The organism is Mesorhizobium sp. CO1-1-7, assembly GCF_020164885.1.
GTDB classification, from domain to species: domain Bacteria; phylum Pseudomonadota; class Alphaproteobacteria; order Rhizobiales; family Rhizobiaceae; genus Mesorhizobium; species Mesorhizobium australicum.
In genome coordinates, this window is sequence record NZ_JAIUHA010000008.1 from 314,387 (window position 1) to 333,074 (window position 18,688).

18 protein-coding genes and 1 pseudogene are annotated in these 18,688 nt (G+C 63.8%); 8 read left to right on the plus strand and 11 right to left on the minus strand.

Annotation, left to right across the window (positions count from 1 at the left end):
- Positions 1-33: 33 nt before the first annotated feature.
- Positions 34-536: pseudogene (locus LB516_RS19815) on the plus strand (hypothetical protein).
- On the opposite strand, the gene pyk reads toward LB516_RS19815, so the two are convergent.
- Positions 506-1,939 (minus strand): pyruvate kinase, encoded by a 1,434-nt coding sequence (gene pyk / locus LB516_RS19820; protein ID WP_023773940.1) that lies wholly within the window; start codon positions 1,937-1,939, stop codon positions 506-508. The pseudogene LB516_RS19815 and the gene pyk overlap by 31 nt on opposite strands.
- On the minus strand, positions 1,936-2,382 hold the full coding sequence (locus LB516_RS19825) for a DUF1036 domain-containing protein (protein ID WP_174361986.1): 447 nt from the start codon (positions 2,380-2,382) through the stop codon (positions 1,936-1,938). The genes pyk and LB516_RS19825 overlap by 4 nt, the downstream gene beginning before the upstream one ends.
- Before the next feature lie 286 nt (positions 2,383-2,668).
- Between LB516_RS19825 and LB516_RS19830 the strand changes: the two genes are divergently transcribed.
- The 3 genes from LB516_RS19830 to LB516_RS19840 all read left to right on the plus strand — a co-directional run bounded on the left by LB516_RS19830 (position 2,669) and on the right by LB516_RS19840 (position 5,066).
- Entirely contained in the window at positions 2,669-3,466 is a 798-nt protein-coding gene (locus LB516_RS19830) for an N-formylglutamate amidohydrolase (RefSeq protein WP_224720227.1), read from the plus strand.
- Positions 3,467-3,477: 11 nt separating this feature from the next.
- Positions 3,478-3,786 carry a DUF1244 domain-containing protein gene (locus LB516_RS19835; RefSeq protein ID WP_224720228.1) on the plus strand — a complete coding sequence of 103 codons (309 nt, stop codon included), beginning with the start codon at positions 3,478-3,480 and terminating at the stop codon, positions 3,784-3,786.
- Between the two features lie 98 nt (positions 3,787-3,884).
- Positions 3,885-5,066: an MFS transporter gene (locus LB516_RS19840; protein WP_224720229.1), complete on the plus strand. Its 1,182-nt coding sequence runs from the start codon at positions 3,885-3,887 to the stop codon at positions 5,064-5,066.
- Here LB516_RS19840 and LB516_RS19845 read toward each other — a convergent pair.
- Positions 5,024-5,938: a LysR family transcriptional regulator gene (locus tag LB516_RS19845; RefSeq protein ID WP_224720230.1), complete on the minus strand. Its 915-nt coding sequence runs from the start codon at positions 5,936-5,938 to the stop codon at positions 5,024-5,026. The genes LB516_RS19840 and LB516_RS19845 overlap by 43 nt on opposite strands.
- A gap of 109 nt (positions 5,939-6,047) precedes the next feature.
- Here LB516_RS19845 and LB516_RS19850 point away from each other — a divergent pair, with 109 nt between their 5' ends.
- Both LB516_RS19850 and LB516_RS19855 read left to right on the plus strand, forming a co-directional pair.
- Positions 6,048-6,254, plus strand: a complete 207-nt coding sequence (locus LB516_RS19850; RefSeq protein WP_015315314.1) for a DUF680 domain-containing protein — start codon at positions 6,048-6,050, stop codon at positions 6,252-6,254.
- Positions 6,255-6,343: 89 nt separating this feature from the next.
- Complete coding sequence (locus LB516_RS19855; protein ID WP_015315313.1) at positions 6,344-7,303, plus strand: SDR family oxidoreductase; 960 nt, start codon at positions 6,344-6,346, stop codon at positions 7,301-7,303.
- 64 nt (positions 7,304-7,367) lie between these two features.
- Here the strand turns inward: LB516_RS19855 and LB516_RS19860 are convergent, their stop codons facing one another.
- The 6 genes from LB516_RS19860 to LB516_RS19885 form a co-directional block, all read right to left on the minus strand.
- Positions 7,368-7,526: a DUF3309 family protein gene (locus LB516_RS19860; protein WP_015315312.1), complete on the minus strand. Its 159-nt coding sequence runs from the start codon at positions 7,524-7,526 to the stop codon at positions 7,368-7,370.
- Between the two features lie 96 nt (positions 7,527-7,622).
- The gene (locus LB516_RS19865; RefSeq protein ID WP_224720231.1) at positions 7,623-10,799 is read right to left on the minus strand and encodes an efflux RND transporter permease subunit; all 3,177 of its coding nucleotides are present in this window, start codon (positions 10,797-10,799) and stop codon (positions 7,623-7,625) included.
- An 80-nt stretch (positions 10,800-10,879) separates the two neighbouring features.
- Positions 10,880-12,055, minus strand: coding sequence for an efflux RND transporter periplasmic adaptor subunit (locus LB516_RS19870; RefSeq protein ID WP_224720232.1), 1,176 nt, complete (start codon positions 12,053-12,055; stop codon positions 10,880-10,882).
- Between the two features lie 536 nt (positions 12,056-12,591).
- Positions 12,592-12,768 (minus strand): hypothetical protein, encoded by a 177-nt coding sequence (locus LB516_RS19875; RefSeq protein WP_181171150.1) that lies wholly within the window; start codon positions 12,766-12,768, stop codon positions 12,592-12,594.
- 92 nt (positions 12,769-12,860) lie between these two features.
- Positions 12,861-13,991, minus strand: coding sequence for a patatin-like phospholipase family protein (locus tag LB516_RS19880; protein ID WP_140616664.1), 1,131 nt, complete (start codon positions 13,989-13,991; stop codon positions 12,861-12,863).
- Positions 13,992-14,209: 218 nt separating this feature from the next.
- Positions 14,210-15,298, minus strand: a complete 1,089-nt coding sequence (locus LB516_RS19885; protein ID WP_224720233.1) for a citrate synthase/methylcitrate synthase — start codon at positions 15,296-15,298, stop codon at positions 14,210-14,212.
- A 93-nt stretch (positions 15,299-15,391) separates the two neighbouring features.
- Here LB516_RS19885 and LB516_RS19890 point away from each other — a divergent pair, with 93 nt between their 5' ends.
- Positions 15,392-16,534, plus strand: a complete 1,143-nt coding sequence (locus LB516_RS19890; protein WP_224720234.1) for a citrate synthase — start codon at positions 15,392-15,394, stop codon at positions 16,532-16,534.
- Between the two features lie 20 nt (positions 16,535-16,554).
- Here the strand turns inward: LB516_RS19890 and phaR are convergent, their stop codons facing one another.
- Together phaR and LB516_RS19900 are read right to left on the minus strand one after the other, a co-directional pair.
- On the minus strand, positions 16,555-17,163 hold the full coding sequence (phaR, locus tag LB516_RS19895) for a polyhydroxyalkanoate synthesis repressor PhaR (RefSeq protein WP_140662681.1): 609 nt from the start codon (positions 17,161-17,163) through the stop codon (positions 16,555-16,557).
- An 81-nt stretch (positions 17,164-17,244) separates the two neighbouring features.
- Positions 17,245-17,472 (minus strand): hypothetical protein, encoded by a 228-nt coding sequence (locus LB516_RS19900; RefSeq protein WP_140662680.1) that lies wholly within the window; start codon positions 17,470-17,472, stop codon positions 17,245-17,247.
- Between LB516_RS19900 and LB516_RS19905 the strand changes: the two genes are divergently transcribed.
- A complete protein-coding gene (locus LB516_RS19905; protein ID WP_015315306.1) occupies positions 17,459-18,637 on the plus strand; it encodes an acetyl-CoA C-acetyltransferase in 1,179 nt (392 codons plus the stop codon). The genes LB516_RS19900 and LB516_RS19905 overlap by 14 nt on opposite strands.
- Positions 18,638-18,688: the final 51 nt, after the last annotated feature.

Consider the following 18,688-nt stretch of genomic DNA (forward strand, 5'->3'; position numbering starts at 1 on the left):
GCTATCGCAGCCCGCCATTGGGATCAGAGCGGCATGTACGTCCTGAAACACGGCATAAAGAAAAATCCGGAAAAGCGATGGGCGCTGCCGGATCGCATCTTCTTCGGTCACGGCGCATGCGCCATTCTCGCCGGCACCTTCCTCAAGCATCCGCCTTTGGAGGGATTTTACGGCGAACGGATCATTCCTGACGAAGGTTTTTCAGGAAACCATATCTATGTGACGAACGGCCTGATCGCTTTCGACTATCATGGCTATTGCGCCCGAGAGCGGTTGCTCGACACCATGAAAGAAGCTGGGCTTCGCGCAACGCCGGATGGCGTTGCACGATTGCGAAAGTGGATTTCGATCTGCTCGATAAGACCGAACTCAACCGGCGAAAGATGCTCGGCCCGGATCAGTATCTGCATGACCCCATTCCTCGCGCGCGACGGTTCCTCCAGCGAAGAAACCACGCGGAAGCCGCGGTAAGAGCGCTGGGGACTGCAACGACGCTGGCGGCCGACTACCGGCCGGCTGTTTCCGATCCGACATAGGCGATGCGCAGCATGTTGGTCGATCCCGGAGTCCGCAGCGGCACGCCTGCGGTGATGATGACCCGGTCGCCCGGCTTGCCGAAGTCTTCTTCCAGCGCGATGCGGCAGGCGCGGTTGACCATGTCATCGAGATCGGTGGCATCGGGCGAGACGACGCAATGCGTGCCCCACAAAAGCGACAGCCGTCGCGCCGTGTTGAGGATCGGCGACAGCGCGATGATCGGCACCTGCGGACGCTCGCGCGCGGCGCGCAGGCCGGTGGTGCCCGATGCCGTGTAGGTGATGATCGCCGACAGTTTCAGCGTTTCGGCGATTTCGCGGGCGGCCAGCGAAATGGCATCGGCGCCGGTCGCTTCCGGCTCGGAGCGTTGCGCGTTGATAATGCCGGCATACGTCGGATCGGTTTCGACCTTGGCGGCGATGCGGTTCATCATCGCCACCGCCTCGACCGGATAAGCGCCCGCTGCCGATTCCGCCGACAGCATGATCGCGTCGGCGCCTTCGAAGACGGCGATCGAAACGTCGGACACTTCGGCGCGGGTCGGCACAGGGGCGGTGATCATCGATTCCAGCATCTGCGTGGCGACCACCACCGGCTTGCCGGCGCGGCGCGCGGCGCGCGTGATCTGCTTCTGGATGCCGGGCACCGCTTCCAACGGCATTTCGACGCCGAGATCGCCGCGGGCGACCATCAGCGCGTCGGACAGTTCGATGATCTCGGCCAGCCGGGCCACGGCCTGCGGTTTTTCGATCTTGGCCATGATCAGCGCGCGGCCACGGGCGATCTTGCGCGCCTCGGCCAGATCTTCCGGCCGCTGCACGAAGGACAGCGCGACCCAGTCGACGCCTGTGGCGAGCACCGCGTCGAGATCCTTGCGGTCCTTCTCGGTCAGCGCGCCGACCGGCAGGTCGGTATCTGGCAGGCTGACGCCCTTCTTGTCGGAAATGGTGGTGCCGGCAATAACGGTGCAGACGATCGACTTGCCGTCGCTCTTTACCGCCTTCAGTTCGAGCTTGCCGTCGTCGATCAGGAGGCGATGGCCAGCCTCGACCGAGCTCAGGATTTCAGGATGCGGCAGGTAGACCCTTGTCGAGGTGCCGGGCTCGGGATTGTCGTCGAGCGTGAAGGTCTGGCCCAGCGTCAAGACTTCCTTGCCATTGGCGAACTTGCCGACGCGCAGCTTCGGGCCCTGCAGGTCGGCCAGGATGCCGATCGGCCTGCCAACTTTTTCCTCGACGGCGCGGATGCGGGCGACCAGCGTGCGCATCAGCTCATGATCGGTATGGCTCATATTGATGCGGAACACATCGGCGCCGGCTTCGAACAGCTTTTTCAGCATCTCCTCGGAGGAAGATGCCGGACCGATTGTGGCTAGGATCTTGACCTTGCGGCTACGTCTCATTGACTGTTCGTTCCCGGGGCGGCTGGAGCGCCTCCCGTTGCGGGCTCGTCGGTGAGCTGGACCATCCAGCTTGCCTGCTCGCCCGTGTCATATTCCTGGAATCCGGCGCGCTGAAAGCCCCTGGCGACGCAGTCGCTTACGCCGGCAATCTTGAACTCTTTTTCAGCCACGCACATGTTGATCGGGCCGTCCCAGCGTCCACCGCGCTCGGCGTCTTCTGCATAAAGATAGTAAAACCTTGATGACAGCGGTCCTTCGATCAACGTCTTGCAACTCGATCCCTCGATGTGCCACCAGCCCTCGGTGATCCAGCCGGCCTTGGCCCGATAGCCGATACCGACGCCGACCAGGTTCTGCGTGGCGTTGCAGACGCGAAAGTCGGCGCGCGCCGGTGAAGCTGTGACCATCGCTGACAGTCCCACGGCGAGCGTCAGGAGCGGCATGGCTAAGGCAAAGCGCGCGCGCTGCCCGCCGTCGGAACCCATCCTAAAACCCCTCAAGAACCACATCAGCATCTCTCTGCGCCCCTTTTCGGAAAAGTCCGGGCGCATGTCAACGCGCCGTTTTGACCAATTCCAATCGATTTAGGAAGGCTCCCGGCGCACGACCGTCGCCCCGTGCCAGATTTCCCGGGAAACCTTGGCTAAACAACGGCATTGCGTACACGTCGTCTTCGTGGAATGACGATAGCATCCTCCCCGAAGGCCAGCGAACGACCATTTTCCGCCAATGACCCGATCCACAGTTTTCGCGCCCTTCGACATCGTCGAGGGCGACCGCAAGCGAGGCATCGTGCTTCTGGCCGATCACGCCCGCCGCGACCTGCCGGAAGAATATGGCAGCCTGGGGCTGCCGGCGGCCGAATTCGACCGCCATATCGCCTATGACATTGGCGTCGAAGCGGTGACGCGCGAACTGGCGGCCCTGCTCGATGCGCCGGCGGTGCTCGCCAATTTCTCGCGGCTGCTGATCGACCCCAACCGAGGCGAGGACGATCCAACACTCATTCGCCAGCTTTACGACGGCACCATCATTCCCGGAAATTATCCCCTGGCGCAGGAGGAACGCGAAAGGCGGCTCGATCGCTTCTACCGCCCTTATCACGACGCGGTCGGCGTCATGATTGCGTCAGTCGCGCAGGCTTCAGGGCAAGCGCCTTTCATCTTCTCGGTGCATTCCTTCACCCCTGCCATGCAGGGCAAGCAACGTCCGTGGGATGTCGGTATCCTGTGGGACAAGGACGACCGGGTGGCGCGACCGCTGATCGATATGCTGGCTGAGGACAAACAACTCGTCGTCGGCGACAACGAACCGTATGATGGCGCGTTGCGCGGCGACACCATGTTCAGGCACGCCATCGTCAATGGCTATGCCCACGCGCTGATCGAAATCCGCCAGGATCTGATAGCGGACCAGAAGGGCATTCTCGCCTGGGCCGGGCGGCTCGCACCGATCGTTGACGCGATCGACCGCCATCCCGATATACATGCGGTAAAGATGTTCGGCTCGCGCACCGGGCCGCTATGACGGAGGTTTCGATGACCGAACTCAGCGACGAACAGAAGCGCGACTTCGAGGCCGCCGCCTTTCGGCGACTGGTCGAGCATTTGCGTGAACGGGGCGACGTGCAGAACATCGATCTGATGAACCTCGCCGGCTTCTGCCGCAACTGCCTGTCGAACTGGTACCGCGAAGCAGCCAATGCCGAAGGCGTCGAACTCGACAAGGACCAATCGCGCGAGATCGTCTACGGCATGCCCTATGCGCAATGGCAGGCGCTCAACCAGACAGAGGCTTCGGACGCCAAGAAGGCGGAATTCGAAGCGCGGCGCCCCAAGGATCACTGAGTCCGTTTGGCCCAAATGCTTTCCCACAACGGCGCTTGACTGGAAATTGAATCGATCTAATTTGCCGCGCAAAGCCATTTTCCGACCGGATTCGTCCCATGAACGCTTCGAACGCCCTGCAGACTGCCATTCGCGGGCGATGGGCCGTGGCGGCCATTTTCCTCGCCAATGGTTTCCTGACCGGCAGCTGGGCGCCGCAGATTCCTGTCTTCCTGACCCGGCTGGACATCTCGAAATTCACGCTCGGCCTGCTGATCCTTTTGTTCGGCGCCGGCGCGGTCACCGCCATGACATGGTGCGGCCACCTGATCTCCAAACACGGCTCGCGCACCGTGCTGCGCTGGTTCGGCCTGTGCGGCAGCCTCGGCCTGCTGGTGGTGGCGCTGGCGCCCAACGTGCCGCTGGCAGCCATCGCCATGTTCATATTCGGCGGCTCGATCGGCGGCATGGATGTCGCCATGAATGCCAATGCGGTGGTGGTGGAACGGCGGCTGGGGCGTGCCATCATGTCCTCGTCGCACGGCTTCTGGAGCCTCGGCGGTTTCGCCGGCGGCGCCCTCGGCGGCTTCGCCATCCAGACCTATGGCCACCTCGCCCATGCCGCGGTGGTGACCGCGCTTGCCTTCGCGGCAATCGCGGCGGCGGTGCCCCACATCGTGGCCGAGAACAAGCCGCAGGCGGCCGAGCATCATAAATTCTCTCTGCCGGCAAACCCATTGGTCTATCTCATCGGCCTGATGGCCCTGCTGACGATGATTTCAGAGGGCGCGGTGCTCGATTGGGCGGCGCTGTATCTGCGGCAGGAACTCGGCGCCGACCTCGCCGTCGCCGGTCTTGCCTATGCGGCTTTCTCCGGCGTCATGGCGATCATGCGCTTTTTCGGCGATGGCGTCCGCAACCGCTTCGGCGCGGTGATGACACTGCGCGGCTCGGCCATCGTCGCGGCCGCCGGCATGCTGATCGCCGGCCTGTCGCCTTCGGCTTGGCTCGCCATATCAGCCTTTGCGCTTTGCGGCTTCGGCATCGCCAACATGGTGCCGATCATCTTTTCGGCCGGCGGCAACCAGGAGGGCATGTCCTCGGGCACCGGCATGAGCGTCGTCACCACCATGGGCTATTCCGGCATTCTGGTGGCGCCGTCTGCGATCGGCTTCGTCGCCGAGCATTCCAGTTTCGGCCCGATCTTCATCGCCATGTCGGCTCTGCTGATCGTCGTCTTGCTGATGGCCGGATTGGCTCACCGCGCCGAATTCGCTCCGGATGCCGCGCCCGCCGAATAGTGCTTCAATTCCTCGTGGAGAAAATCAGCCACGCGGCGGATGCGCACGCTGGTGCGCACGTCGCGATGCATGGCCAGCCATACCGGCAGGGCAGGCAAGGGCAGGCCGGGCAACACCTTCTCCACCAGCGGATCGAGGTCTGCCAGCGGCTCCTGGCCAAGACCAATGCCGTTTCCCGCCCGCACCGCTTCCCAGAGCACGATCTGATTGTCGGCCCTGAAACGAAAGCTGTTTCGGGTGACCGGGATGCCATACCGGGAAAAGGCCCGGATCATCTCGTCGCTGCGATCGAAGCCGATCAGGGCGTGATTGACGAGGTCGGCCGGCCCCAGCGGGCGCCCGCACCTGTCGAGATAGGATATGGCCGCGCAGGCGCAGAGTTCGATATCGCAGACCTTGCGCGCCACCAGTTCGTTCTGCGCCGGCTTGACCATGCGGATGGCAATGTCGGCATCCCTGCGCAGCAGGTTTTCGACCTGGTTCGAGGCAACGATCTCGACCTCGATGCCGGGCTCGTCGATGCCGAGCCGCGCCATCATGTCGGGCAGCACATAGGCCGCTACCACCTCACTGGCCGCGATGCGCACAGTGCCTTCGATCGCCTCGACCGAACCCAGCGCGAGCCGTGAAAAGGCGCTTGCCTGCTCGCTCACCGTCTTGCCGCGCTCGAACAGCGTGGCTCCCGCTTCGGTCAGCGCATAGCCGCTTCGCCCGCGCCGGAAAAGCGTGACGCCGAGCGCCTGTTCCAACTCCCCGATGTGACGGCCAAGCGTCGGCTGGCTTGCCGACAGCTTTCGCGCCGCGGCCGACAGGCTGCCGGTTTCCGCCACGGTGACAAAGCTCTTGATCAGGTTCCAGTCAATGTCGTCCATTCAATAATGAATATCGAAACTGCATTCATAGTCAATTTTAATTCATTGATGAAGCAATCATATTCACCCTGCAAACACGGACTGCAACAACCAACCAGGAGCAATCCAAATGACCAAGATCGCACTCGCAACCGCCGCCCTCTTCATCGCCGCCAACACGGCTTTCGCCGGCAGCGACAAGTTTGGCTCGGACAATGCCAGCCAGACCGTCGCCACCACCGACAATGTGACCACCTCGTCGATCAGCAAATCCGAGGCGACCAATCAGAAGCCTGTCGTCCAGGGCAGCAACCGCGACCTCTTCGGCAGCCGCTGAACGGTGGTCCTCGAAAATCCAGAAGCGGCGGGCTCGTCCCGTCGCTTCTAGGCAAATCCCGCACTTGAAAACGAATAAGGAGACGAAGAATGACCAAGATCGCAATTCTCGGCGCCAATGGCCGGCTCGGTCGCGTGGTTGCCAAGGCCTTCATCGACGCCGGCTTCGACGTCCGCGCCGTCACCCGTACCGGCATGGTGCCGGCCGAGCTCGAGGGCGCCACGGCGGTTGCCGGCGATGCGCTGGACCGTCAATCGCTGATCCAGGCCACCGAGGGCGTCGACATCATCTTCAACGGCCTCAACCCGATCTACACCGACTGGGGCAAATGCCTGCCAATGGCCGAAAATGTCATGGCCGCCTGCCATGCCAACGATGCGCAGCATCTCTTCCCCGGCACGGTCTACAATTACGGCTCGCCCATGCCGGCGGTGATCACGGAAGACACGCCGTTCCATCCGACGACCGAGAAGGGCCGCATCCGCTGTGCCATGGAGGATCTGTTCCGCCGTGAGGCCGAGGCCAGACGGGTGCGCACCATTGTTCTGCGGGCCGGCGATTTCTTCGGCGGCACCGGCAGTGGCTCCTGGTTTGACCTGATCGTCGCCGCCAAGATCAACAAGGGCATCTACACCGCGCCCGGTCCGGCCGACCTCGTGCATGAATGGGCCTATTTGCCGGATTTCGCCGTCGGTTTCGTCGCGCTGGCCCGCAATCTCGACAAGCTCGGCTTCTATGAGGCGCTGAACTTTCCGGGCCATGCCGTCACCGATCTCGAGATCAAGGTGGCCGCCGAGAACGCCGTCGGCCATCAACTCAAGATGACTTCCATGCCTTGGTGGGTGCTGCGCGCCGGCAGCCCGTTCGTGGCGATGTGGCGCGAGATCGTCTCGATGTCATACCTGCGCTTCGAGCCGCACCGGCTGATCTCGACGCGGCTGGCAGGCATCATCGGCGAAATCCCGCATACGCCGCTCGATCAGGCGGTGAACAAAGCCTTGCAGGATATCGGCATCGCCGTCGCGCCCGCCCGTCGCCAGGCCGCCTGATCGAGCTTGCTGGCAGGTGAGAACAGCTGCGCTCGGTAAGGGTCCGACGGCGGATCGTTGCCGGTCAGATCCTGCCCAGCACAAGCAGGATCAGCACCACGACCAGTATGACGCCGACAATGCCCGATGGTCCGTAGCCCCAAGAGCGCGAGTGCGGCCATGCCGGCACAGCGCCGATCAGGATCAGGATCAGGATGATAACGAGAAGTGTGCTGATCGTCATTTTGAGCCCTCGCCGTCTGGTTGCATTCGAGGGAACAATGCAAAAGGCCGCCCGGTTGTTCCCGGACGGCCTTTGTTGCTTGGCCTGCGAAACGCTCTATTCCGCCGCCTTCGGGAAGCTGACTGCCGGCTCGGCGCCGACATCTGCCAGAGGCCCTTGGGACGAGATCTCGCCCTTGCCGCGCCGGAAGAGACGGCTGATTAAGCCGCGTCGCGCGCCGGGTTTGATCTTGGCGCGGGTGAACACCATCAGCATCGACGGCGTCACGACCAGCGTCAGAATGGTGGCGAAGGACAGGCCGAAGACGATCGCCGAGGACAGCGAAATCCACCATTGCGTCGACGGCGCATTGATCGTCGTCTCGTGATGGAAGATTTCGAGCCCAAGGCCGAAGGCGATCGGCAGCACGCCGAGAATCGCCGACACCGCCGTCAGCACAACCGGTCGCGCACGCTCGCGGCAGGTCTGCAGCACCGCGTCCATCTTGTCCCAGCCCTCCTCACGCAACCGGTCGTAGGTGTCGATCAACACGATGTTGTTGTTCACCACCACGCCGGCCAGCGCGATGACGCCAATGCCCGACATGACGATGCCGAACGTCTCGCCCGTGATCAGCAGTCCAAGGAACACGCCGATTGTCGCCATGACCACGCAGGACAGCACCAGCCATACGCTGGTGAACTTGTTGAACTGCGCCAGCAGCACCAGGAAGATCAGGAAGATCGCCGCGCCGAAGGCCTTGCTGAGGAAGGCGCTGGCTTCCGCGCTGTCCTCGTTCGATCCGGCGAGCTTCCAGCGTATTCCGCTGCCCAGATTCATATCGGTGACGGCCCGAGTGACCTGCTGCTGGACTGCCGCGACCTGTTGGCCGGCGGCAACATTGGCCTGCACCACCACGGTTCGGGCACCGTCGATGCGGTTGAGGATGCCGACCGTCGGCTCGGGTTTGCGCACGACGAAGTTTGAGATCGGCACCGACCCTTGCGAGGTCTGCACCCTGAGCTCGTCCAGCGTCGACAGCGTGCGCCGGTCTTCCGGAAGACGCAGGCGGATGTCGACGGCGTCATCGGCACCAGCAGGCCGGTATTCGGAGAGCTTCAGTCCGTTCGTCACCAGCTGCACCACGGTGCCGACCGAAGTCGGGCTGATGCCGTATTGCGCGGCCTTGGCGCGGTCGACCTCGAGAGCCCAGTCGACGCCGGGCGGCGGCAGGCCATCGGAAATATCGATGACGCCCGGCACCTTGGCGATACGCGCCGCGACGGCGCGCGCCTTGTCGTCGAGGCCGGCTGGATCGACGGCCGATAGCCTGATCTGGATCGGTTTGCCGGTCGGCGGACCGGCTTCCGGCACGCGCACCTCCACGTCGACCCCGGGAATGCCGGCCATCACGCCGCGCAGATCGCTTAGGATCTGGTTGGCGGACTTGCGTTCGCGCCAGTCGATGAATTCGTACTGGATGACGCCGACGACGTCCTCGGGCACGTCCTGGCCGCCGCCCTGCGTCTTGCCGACGCGGGTGTAGACCGACTTCACGCCAGGCCACCCGAGCAACCGGCTCTCGGCGATCTTGGTCGCCGTATCCATTTCGGCCAGCGAAAGGTTGCCGCGGGCATGCACGTAAAGCAGGCCGTAGTCAGGTTCGACGCTCGGGAAAAACTCGACGCCGGCACCGTACTTTGAATAGCCAACGAAAATACCGGTCAGCAAGACGACGGTGAGCACCATCACGGTGATGGGAAAGCGCACCGCCTGCTTGACGACAGCCATGTACCAGCCGTCGCGATTGCCATCCTCTTGATGCTGCGGCGCCTTGGCGAATATAGCGCCCAGCGTCGGCGCGAAGACCAGCGCATAGAGCATCGAGGCCGACAGCGTGACGATCAGCGTGATCGGCATGTACTTCATGAAATCGCCGATGATGCCGGGCCAGAACAACAGCGGCGAGAAGGCGGCGATACGCGTCATCGTCGCGGCGATGACCGGGCCGGCCATGCGCTTGGCGGCAAGCGCGAAGGCTTCCTGCTTCGGCATGCCTTCGCTCATCCTTCGTTCGGCGAACTCGGTGACGATGATGGCGTCGTCGACCAGCATGCCGACAGCCAAGATGAGGCTGAACAGCACGATCATGTTGATCGTGTAGCCCATCATGGCAAGCAGCAGGATACCGATTAGGAAGGACGACGGAATGGCCAGGCCAATCAGCAGCGAGGCACGGCCGGACAGCGCGTAGAGGATGACGATGAACACCAGGATGACGGCGATCATCACATGGTTCTGCAAGTCCCCCAGCAGCTGGTTGACGAAGACCGACTTGTCCTGCGTGTAGGTGACGTGCATGCCCTCGGGCATGGTCTTGACGAAGGCATCGGACACCTCCCTGACCTTGGTCAGCGTATCGATCAGATTGGCGCCGATGCGCTTCTTGACTTCGATGGCGATGGCCGGCTTGCCGTTGAGGCGCGTGATTGTCGTCGCGTCGGCGAAGGTCGAGCGTATCGTCGCGATGTCCTTGGCCTGCACCACGGCATTGGGCCCGGCGACCACGGGAAGTGCCGCCACATCCTCGGGTGTCTCGATCAGCGACGGCACCTTGACGGCATATTTGCCTTCAGAGCCCTCGATGTTGCCGGCGGCGACCAGGCTGTTGGAAGCACCGACCGCGCCGATCAGCTGGTCGAGCTGCAGGCCATAGGACGACAGCTTCATCGGATCGATGACGACCTCGACCAGATCGTCGCGCGAGCCCTGCAACGAGCCTTCGAGCACGCCGGGCACTTCCTCGATGCGATCACGCAGTTCGCGCGCCGCGGCCGCCAGCACGCGTTCGGGCAATTCGCCGGACAGCGTGACGACGAGCACCGGAAATTCGGAAATGTTGACCTCCGTGACGACAGGCTCCTCGGCCGCCTGCGGCAGGTCGGCCTTGCCGTCCTGCACCTTGGAGCGTGTGTCCTGCAGTGCCGTCGCCAGGTTCGTCTGCGGCTGGAACTCGACCAGAACGTAGCCGCCGCCCTGGAAGGCGGCCGAGCGCATCTCCTTGAGGCCCTTCAGGCTTTTCAACTTGCTTTCCATCGGCCGCAGCAGAAGACGCTCGGAATCCTCCGGCGAAATGCCTTGATAGATCAGGCTGACATACATCATCGGAATCGGAACGTCGGGTTCCGCTTCCTTCGGTGTCGATTGATAGGCGACCCAGCCTGCAATCAGCAGGAAGACCAGGACCGAGATGGTCAGGCGGGCATTGTTGATTGCGAGTCTGACGATATCCATGACTTATGCCTGCTGTTGCTTTCGGGAGTGGCGAACGGACATGCTGTCGCCGGACAAGGCCCGGCGCCGGCGCCCATGCGCTACTGCGTCCCGGCGGTGGCTTCGCCGATCAGTTTTTTGATGGTCGCCTGATCGGCCTCGACCGGATGGACCTCGTCGCCTTCCTTCACCAGTTCCTGGCCGGCAACGATGATGCGCGCATCGGCCGGGATGCCGCCAAGCACGAGACCGGTCGGCGTATCGTCGACCAAATCGATCGGGAAGAACGCCACCTTGTTGTCGTTTCCGACGGCGCGGATGCCGAGGTCGCCCTTGTCGCCGAGCGTCACCACCGAGCGCGGCAAAAGCACCGCGTCGGTCGGCAGCGCGCTGAGCCGGATTTCGGCCGTCATGCCGGCCGGCACCGAGCCATCGGCATTGGGGATGGCAATCTCGACACGGAAGGTGCGGGTCGCCGACGAGGCGTCGCGGCTGATATAGCGCACGGTGCCTTCGACGGTCTGGCCGCTGACCAGCCGAACGCTGGCCTTGTCGCCGATCTTGAGATAGCCGAGGTCGCGCTCGCTGATTTCGCCGCGCGCGATCACCGGGTCGAGCTTGAGGATCGTCGCCACCTCGCCGCCCTGCATGACGGAGCTGCCGAGTTCCACCGGCACCCGGTCGATGACGCCATCGAACGGTGCCTTCACTTCGTTGCGGTCGAGCTCGGCCTGTGCGGTGTCCAGCTGGGATTGCGCCTGGGTCAGGTTGGAGCGGGCGGTGTCGAGCTGCAGCTTCGGCAAATTGCCTGTCTTGGCCAGACGCTCGGCGGCGTCGAGTTCGGCCTTGCGCTGCGCCACAAGCTGCTTGGCGTTGTCGACCATCGAGATCTTTTCCTCGGCGGCGAGCATCAGCACCAGGTCGCCGGTCTTGACGTGGTCGCCCTGCTTGACCGGCAGCTTGTCGATGACGCCGGCGACGCGGGTTGCCAGCACCGCGCGCTTGTCGGCTTCGGTCAGCCCGGAAATGCGGATGGCGCGCGCATAGGTCTTTCGCGGCGGCGTCACCACAGCGACGGTACGCAGCGGGGCCTTCGGTTCGGCTTCCGCCGTCTTCGGCTTGCTCGCGTCCGGCGTCTTGCCCTGCTCGGCTTCGGCTGCCTTGGCCTTGTTCGCCGCTACGCTGCCGACCGACGAGAACTCGCCTGTCGCCATCCACGCCGCGAAACCGATGAGCACAACAATGGCTGCAAGCTTGTGAAACCTGATTTTAGGCATCGTCATTTTTCCACTGCGGGTTCGGCCAGCACCGCGTCTGATGACGCGGGCGCGTCGCCGATATGGGTGCGCGCTCGACCGTGTTCAAATTGCCGTGATCGGCGAGCGCGCTTCTACATCAAAGTTGCATCGCAATATAGCCCCAAAGTTGCAGCAGCATTGCGTAGCCGAACAAGGTGTGGCCGCCATGAAACGGTACTTCGTCACTTGCCAGGCTACTTGGTGAAGCCGGCCGCCGGCTCACGATCCGGCTCTGAAACATCGTCCACCGGAGACCAGCGCGGCTCGCCACAGGCCCGTCCGGCCGTCTCCGAAATATAGCCGCGATCCGCATTGCGTCGCCGATCGAAGTGCAGGCACAAACCGACGATCCGCGTCAGTGTGATCGGCGAGGGGCAATGGTCGAGACACCATAACACTCGACTAAACGGCTGGAATTGTTCGAAAAAAGGCACGGCAACCTTTCAGGTCAGGTTTGCCGCCGCCAAGGCCCCGAGGTCGAACCTGATGCTGAAAAACTCAACGCGCCCGCATTCTTACGCCTTGGACCATCGCGTCGCGATACGCGCGACATAGGGCTCGGCACGAGACAGGTGCGGGAACACCGGGTGTGTTTCGTCCCATTCGCAATTCGGGTCGAGCATTGCGCCCGATCCCTTCGGACGTCTTCCGCCCGGCGTCATCTGACCGTTGGTGGCAACAGGCGTCAGCATGATGACGGCTCTTCCGCACGCCAAGGTTGCTGTCACGCCAGCAGCGCTGGACTACGCGCTGCTGCGGAGACCCCGCCATGCCGCCGGCGGGCTCAGGCCCGACGGCGCTCTGCCTCCGGATTCTTGCGAACGGCGAGAAACTCCTTCACGCGACGGCCCGGTGCTGGACCGCGGACCGGCTTGAAACCGTCGTCGAGTTCGCCCGAGAGATCGAGCGTGGCATGCTTGCCGACGGCAGCGTAATTCTCTTCAAGCCAGTCGCTGGCGGCGGTGCGGCCGAGGTCGCGCAGATAGGTCAGGAAGGCCCATTCGGCATTGACCTTCGAGGATGCCGACAGGCCCTTGAACGCCTCGTCGGCATCGATGCGGTGCATGCGGATGTCCCGGTATTCGCCATGCGGCAGACGCCCGGCGGCGATCAGTTCCTTGACGAAGGCGATCGAGCGGAATTCGCGCAGCAGCCCGGCATTGAAGGTGATCTCGTCGATGCGGTTCTGGATCTCGTTGGCGCTTCTCGGTGTTCCCTCGCGCACCACCGGGTTGATCTGCACCAGAAGCACGTCCTCGGTCGCCGCCGTCTTGAAGAATGGATAGAGCGCCGGATTGCCGCCATAGCCACCATCCCAATAGGGCACGCCCTTGATCTCGACAGCACGGAACAATTGCGGCAGGCAGGCCGAGGCCATCACTGTGTCGAGATCGATCTCGCCATCGGAAAACACTCGCAACTGCCCTGTCTCGACATTGGTGGCGGAGATGAACAGTTCCATCGGCTTGCAGGCATGGACATTCCCGAAATCGATCTCCCGCGCGACGACGTCGCGCAGCGGATTGAGGCCGAGCGGGTTGGCGACATAGGGCGAGAATACCCGCGACATGGTGTCGAAGAAGACATAGCCCGGCGTGTTCTCGATCGACCAATTGCCCCAGGCGACATCCCACGGCATGCGTTGCACCGGGCTGAACCGTCCCTTCGCCGCCACCGCGCGCCAGAAATCGTCCAGCTTCTTGCGCGCGCCCTCGACCCCGCCTCTGACAAAACCGTCAGCCAGCGCCACCGCGTTCATCGCGCCGGCACTGGTACCGGACACCGCCGATATCTCCAGCCTGCCATCCTCCAGCAGCCGATCGAGCACGCCCCAGGAAAAGGCGCCATGCGAGCCGCCGCCCTGGAGAGCGATATTGATCTTCTTCTTTTCCTCCGCCTTGCCGTTCTTCGTCATGGCGTTCCTGTCATCCTGATTCGCCGGCCTGCCCCGACATCGTTCGAAGGAAGCAGCTATCGCCAGCTTATGTTGCAGTGCAGCATATAAGAATGGACCAAGGCAAGAACACGAACACGCTCGCGTGATCACATGAAATTTCGGTCATGCGAAAGCCAATCGCTGCATGCGGAGAGACCGCGGCTTTCGAAACAGGCATGAAGCCAGGCAAATGGGCGCTAGGCGACGAGGTCCGGCACAGGCCCGATATAGCGTGACTGCGGACGGATCAGCCGTCCGGTGGTCTGCTGCTCGCGCGCGTGCGCGACCCAGCCGGCAACGCGCCCGGCTGCGAAGACATTGCTGAACGCCTCGGGCGGAAACCCTGCCGCTTCCAGCACCAGTGCGGTGTAGAATTCGACATTGGTCTGCAGCGAACGCTGCGGCTTGGCGACCCGGAGCACGTCGAGCGCGGTTTGCTCGACCGTCTCGGCGAAAGCCAGCCGCCTGCCGGTGTCGCCCTCACCGCCAAGCTTGCGCACCACCGCTTTCAGGACATCGGCACGCGGATCGCGCACGCGGTAGATGCGGTGACCGAAGCCCATGATGCGTTCGCCATGCGCGATCTCGTCGCGCAGCCAGGTGGCCGCATCGCCATGCGCGGCGATGGCGTCGAGCATCTCGATGACCGGGCCGGGCGCGCCGCCATGCAGCGGCCCCTTGAGCGCGCCAAGCCCGGCTAGCACCGACGATGTCAGGCCCGCCAGCGTCGAAGCGACGACGCGGGTGGCGAAGGTCGAGGCATTGAGGCCATGATCGCAAACGGTCACCAGATAGGTGTCGAGCGCGTTTGCCAATGCCGGCGACGGGACCGATCCCCTGAGCATCCGCAACATGTCGGTGGCATGATCCGCCTTGCCGTCGGGTGCGATCGGCTGCTCGCCGCGCCGCAGGCGCAGCAGGGCCGGCGTCAGCACCGCCGGCGCAGCGATCAGCCGCAAGGCGTCCGCCAGCGTTTCGCCATCCGGCAGCAAGGCCATGCCAGCGCGCATGGCGCTGTAGATTTCGAGTGGCGCCAGCAGGCGCAGCGAAGGCGCGAGCCGGTCGAAGACCTCGACGCGTGCCTCGCCCAACCTTGCCGCCAGTTCGGCGTCACCGGGCAGATCGTCGAAAAAGCCGTCCAGCAGCAGGCGGACGACCCGGGCGTAACTCCATCGTCCAGCCAAGTCCACAAGCGAATGACCTCGGATCGTCAGGCGGCCGCCCAGGCCATCCACGTCGGACAGCACGGTTTCGGCCGCCACCACATCATCGAGCCCGTTCGCCATGGCCTTGTCTCCTTGAAGCTTTTCCTGGTGGGAGATAAGGATGGGCGCCATAAGCATCAATCTTGATCAATAGAATCAATATCTGAGCTCGACATGTCCGAATGGTTGTCGCGGGAAGAGGCGCTGGAAAGGCTCCGGGTGAGGCCGCAGACGCTCTATGCCTATGTCAGCCGCGGTCGCATCGGCATGCGCCCGGATCGGGCCGATCCGCGCCGCAGCCAGTACCGCGCCGACGACATCGCGGCGCTGGCAACGCGAAGGGCGCGCGGGCGCAGCCCCTCGGCCATCGCCGAAAGCGCGATCGCCTGGGGGGAGCCGTCGCTCGTCACCGCGATTTCGACCGTCTGGCACGGCAACCTCATCTATCGGGGCCGGAATGCCGTTGCGCTGTCCGACCATGCCACGCTGGAAGAAACCGCTGGACTGCTCTGGGCTCTGTCCGGCCCGGTCCATTTCGAAGCATCGCCACCAGATGCGCCGCGCCCGACCGGCCGCGCCCAGGCGTTCGTGCAACTCGCTTTGCTTGCCGGCCAGGCGCGGTCTTCGCTTGGACGAAATGCTGCCTCGCTGTGCACTGATGCCGCACGCGCGATCGGTGTGCTGGCCAGCGCTCTCGGTGCCGAGGCGGGGCCGGAACCGGTGCACCAGCGATTGGCGCGGGGCTGGTCGGTGGACGATGAAGGCGCGGATGCGATCCGGCGTGCGCTTGTGCTGCTTGCCGATCACGAACTCAATGCGTCGACCTTCGCGGCCCGCGTCGCCGCCTCGACCGGAGCCTCGCCCGCCGCTTGTCTGCTGGCCGGCCTGGCGACACTGTCAGGTCCCCGCCACGGCGGCGCCGGCGAAGCGGTAATGCAACTCGCCGAAGACGCGGGACGGCATGGTGCCGATGCCGCGATCCGGCGCTGGCTTGGCCACGACCGGCCACTGCCGGGATTCGGCCACCAGCTCTATCCCGAGGGCGATCCCCGGGCCACGGCGCTTCTGGCGGCCTTCGACAACACCGATGAAACATTGCGGTCGCTGGAAACCGCCGCCATGGCGGCGACCGGCGCCCAACCGAATATCGATTTTGCCTTGGCCGTGCTGGCGCGCAGCCTTGGCTTGCCGCGCGATGCACCGTTCCACCTCTTCGCGCTTGGACGCAGCGTCGGCTGGGCGGCACATCTGGTCGAACAGATCGTGAGCGGCAGCATCATCCGGCCGCGCGGCCGCTATGAGGGATTGCTGCCGTAAATCGCGTGAGCGCTATGCGCTCATGACATCGTGTCGAGCTTGCGCTGCATGGCCGCGATCTGGTCCTTCAACTGCTGCAGATCGTCGGACTTCTCCGGCGCGTCCTTCCTGGCCGGCTCGGCGGGGGCCGCTGCCGGTGCCGGGCCCGCGGGCGGAAAAGGCGTGAACAGCCGCATCGCGTTCTGGAACATTTCCATGTTTCGGCGCGTCTGTTCTTCCAGCGCCTTGATCGGTGTCGCCATTTTCATAACGTCCAGTGGCGACTTGCCGATGGCGCCCTTCATCTGCTCGCGGAACCGCTCTTGTTCCTTGGAAAAGGCGATCATCGATTGCTCGAGGAAACTCGGCACGATCATTTGCATCTGGTCGCCGTAGAAGGCGATCAGCTGGCGCAGGAACGGGATCGGCAGCATGTTCTGCCCGTCCTTGTTCTCCAGCTCGAAGATGATCTGGGTCAGCACCGGATGCGTGATGTCGTCGCCGGTCTTGGCGTCCTGGACGGTGAACTCCTCGCCCTTCTTGACCATCTCGGCCAGATCCTCGAGCGTCACATACGTACTCGTCCCCGTATTATAGAGGCGGCGATTGGCGTATTTCTTGATAATGATAGGGTCGTCTTTTGCGGCCATCTGCATCCTCCCCGGACACCGGCGCGCCTGAGTAAGCAGCCGGTAACGATTGCGCCTTTTTCGAGGATATGCGCAAAAGCCTCATAATTCCAAGCAGTTTGTGCACTGCGGGATCACATAATGCTGCATAGCAGGCAAAATATGCTGCGCGGCAGCGACCGGACCGCCGACACCGCGATGCGCGGCCCGCTTGCGGCGCATCGGCGCCATGCCGATTTCCGGTTTGACTTGGGGTTGGGAAAGGGCAAAAAAGTCCTCAACGGCACAACAACACCCTTGAAGTCTGGAGAAGAAAATGTCCGCTTCCATTGTCATTGCCAGCGCCGCGCGCACGGCTGTAGGCTCCTTCAACGGCGCCTTCGCCGCCACGCCCGCGCATGAGCTCGGCGCCGTCGTCGTGCAGGAACTTTTGGCGCGTGCCGGGGTCGAACCGGCCGAGATCGACGAGGTCATCCTCGGCCAGGTGCTGACCGCGGCGCAAGGCCAGAACCCGGCCCGCCAGGCCTCGATCCTTGCCGGACTGCCCAAGGAGACCACCGCCTGGGGCCTCAACCAGGTTTGCGGTTCGGGCCTGCGCGCCATCGCGCTCGGCATGCAGCAGATCGCCACCGGCGACGCCAAGGTGATCATTGCCGGCGGCCAGGAATCGATGTCGCTGTCGCCGCACGCCGAGCACCTGCGCGCCGGCGTCAAGATGGGCGACTACAAGATGATCGACACCATGATCAAGGACGGGCTGTGGGACGCCTTCAATGGCTACCACATGGGCAACACCGCCGAGAACGTCGCCCGCCAGTTCCAGATCACCCGCGACGACCAGGACCAGTTCGCACTGGCCTCGCAGAACAAGGCCGAGGCCGCGCAGAAGGCGGGCAAGTTCAAGGACGAGATCGTCGCCTTCACCATCAAGGGCAAGAAGGGCGATACGGTTGTCGATCAGGACGAATACATCCGCCACGGCGCCACGATCGATGCCATGACCAAGCTGAAGCCGGCCTTCGACAAGGATGGCACGGTGACCGCCGCCAATGCCTCCGGCATCAATGACGGTGCCGCCGGCGCGCTGCTGATGAGCGAAGCGGAAGCCGCAAGGCGTGGCATCACCCCGCTGGCGCGCATCGCCTCCTGGGCGACCGCCGGCGTCGATCCGGCGATCATGGGCACCGGACCCATTCCCGCTTCACGCAAGGCCTTGGAACGGGCCGGTTGGTCGGCAGGGGATCTCGACCTTGTCGAGGCCAACGAGGCGTTCGCCGCACAGGCCTGCGCCGTCAACAAGGACATGGGCTGGGACCCCTCGATCGTCAACGTCAATGGCGGCGCCATCGCCATCGGCCACCCGATCGGCGCCTCGGGCGCCCGCATCTTCAACACGCTGGTCTTCGAAATGCGCCGGCGCGGCGCCAAGAAGGGACTGGCCACCCTATGCATCGGCGGCGGCATGGGCGTCGCCATGTGCGTGGAGGCTTTCTGATAGACTTTGGACGGGCGGCGCAAGCCGCCCGTTTCACATGTGGTGCCTGTA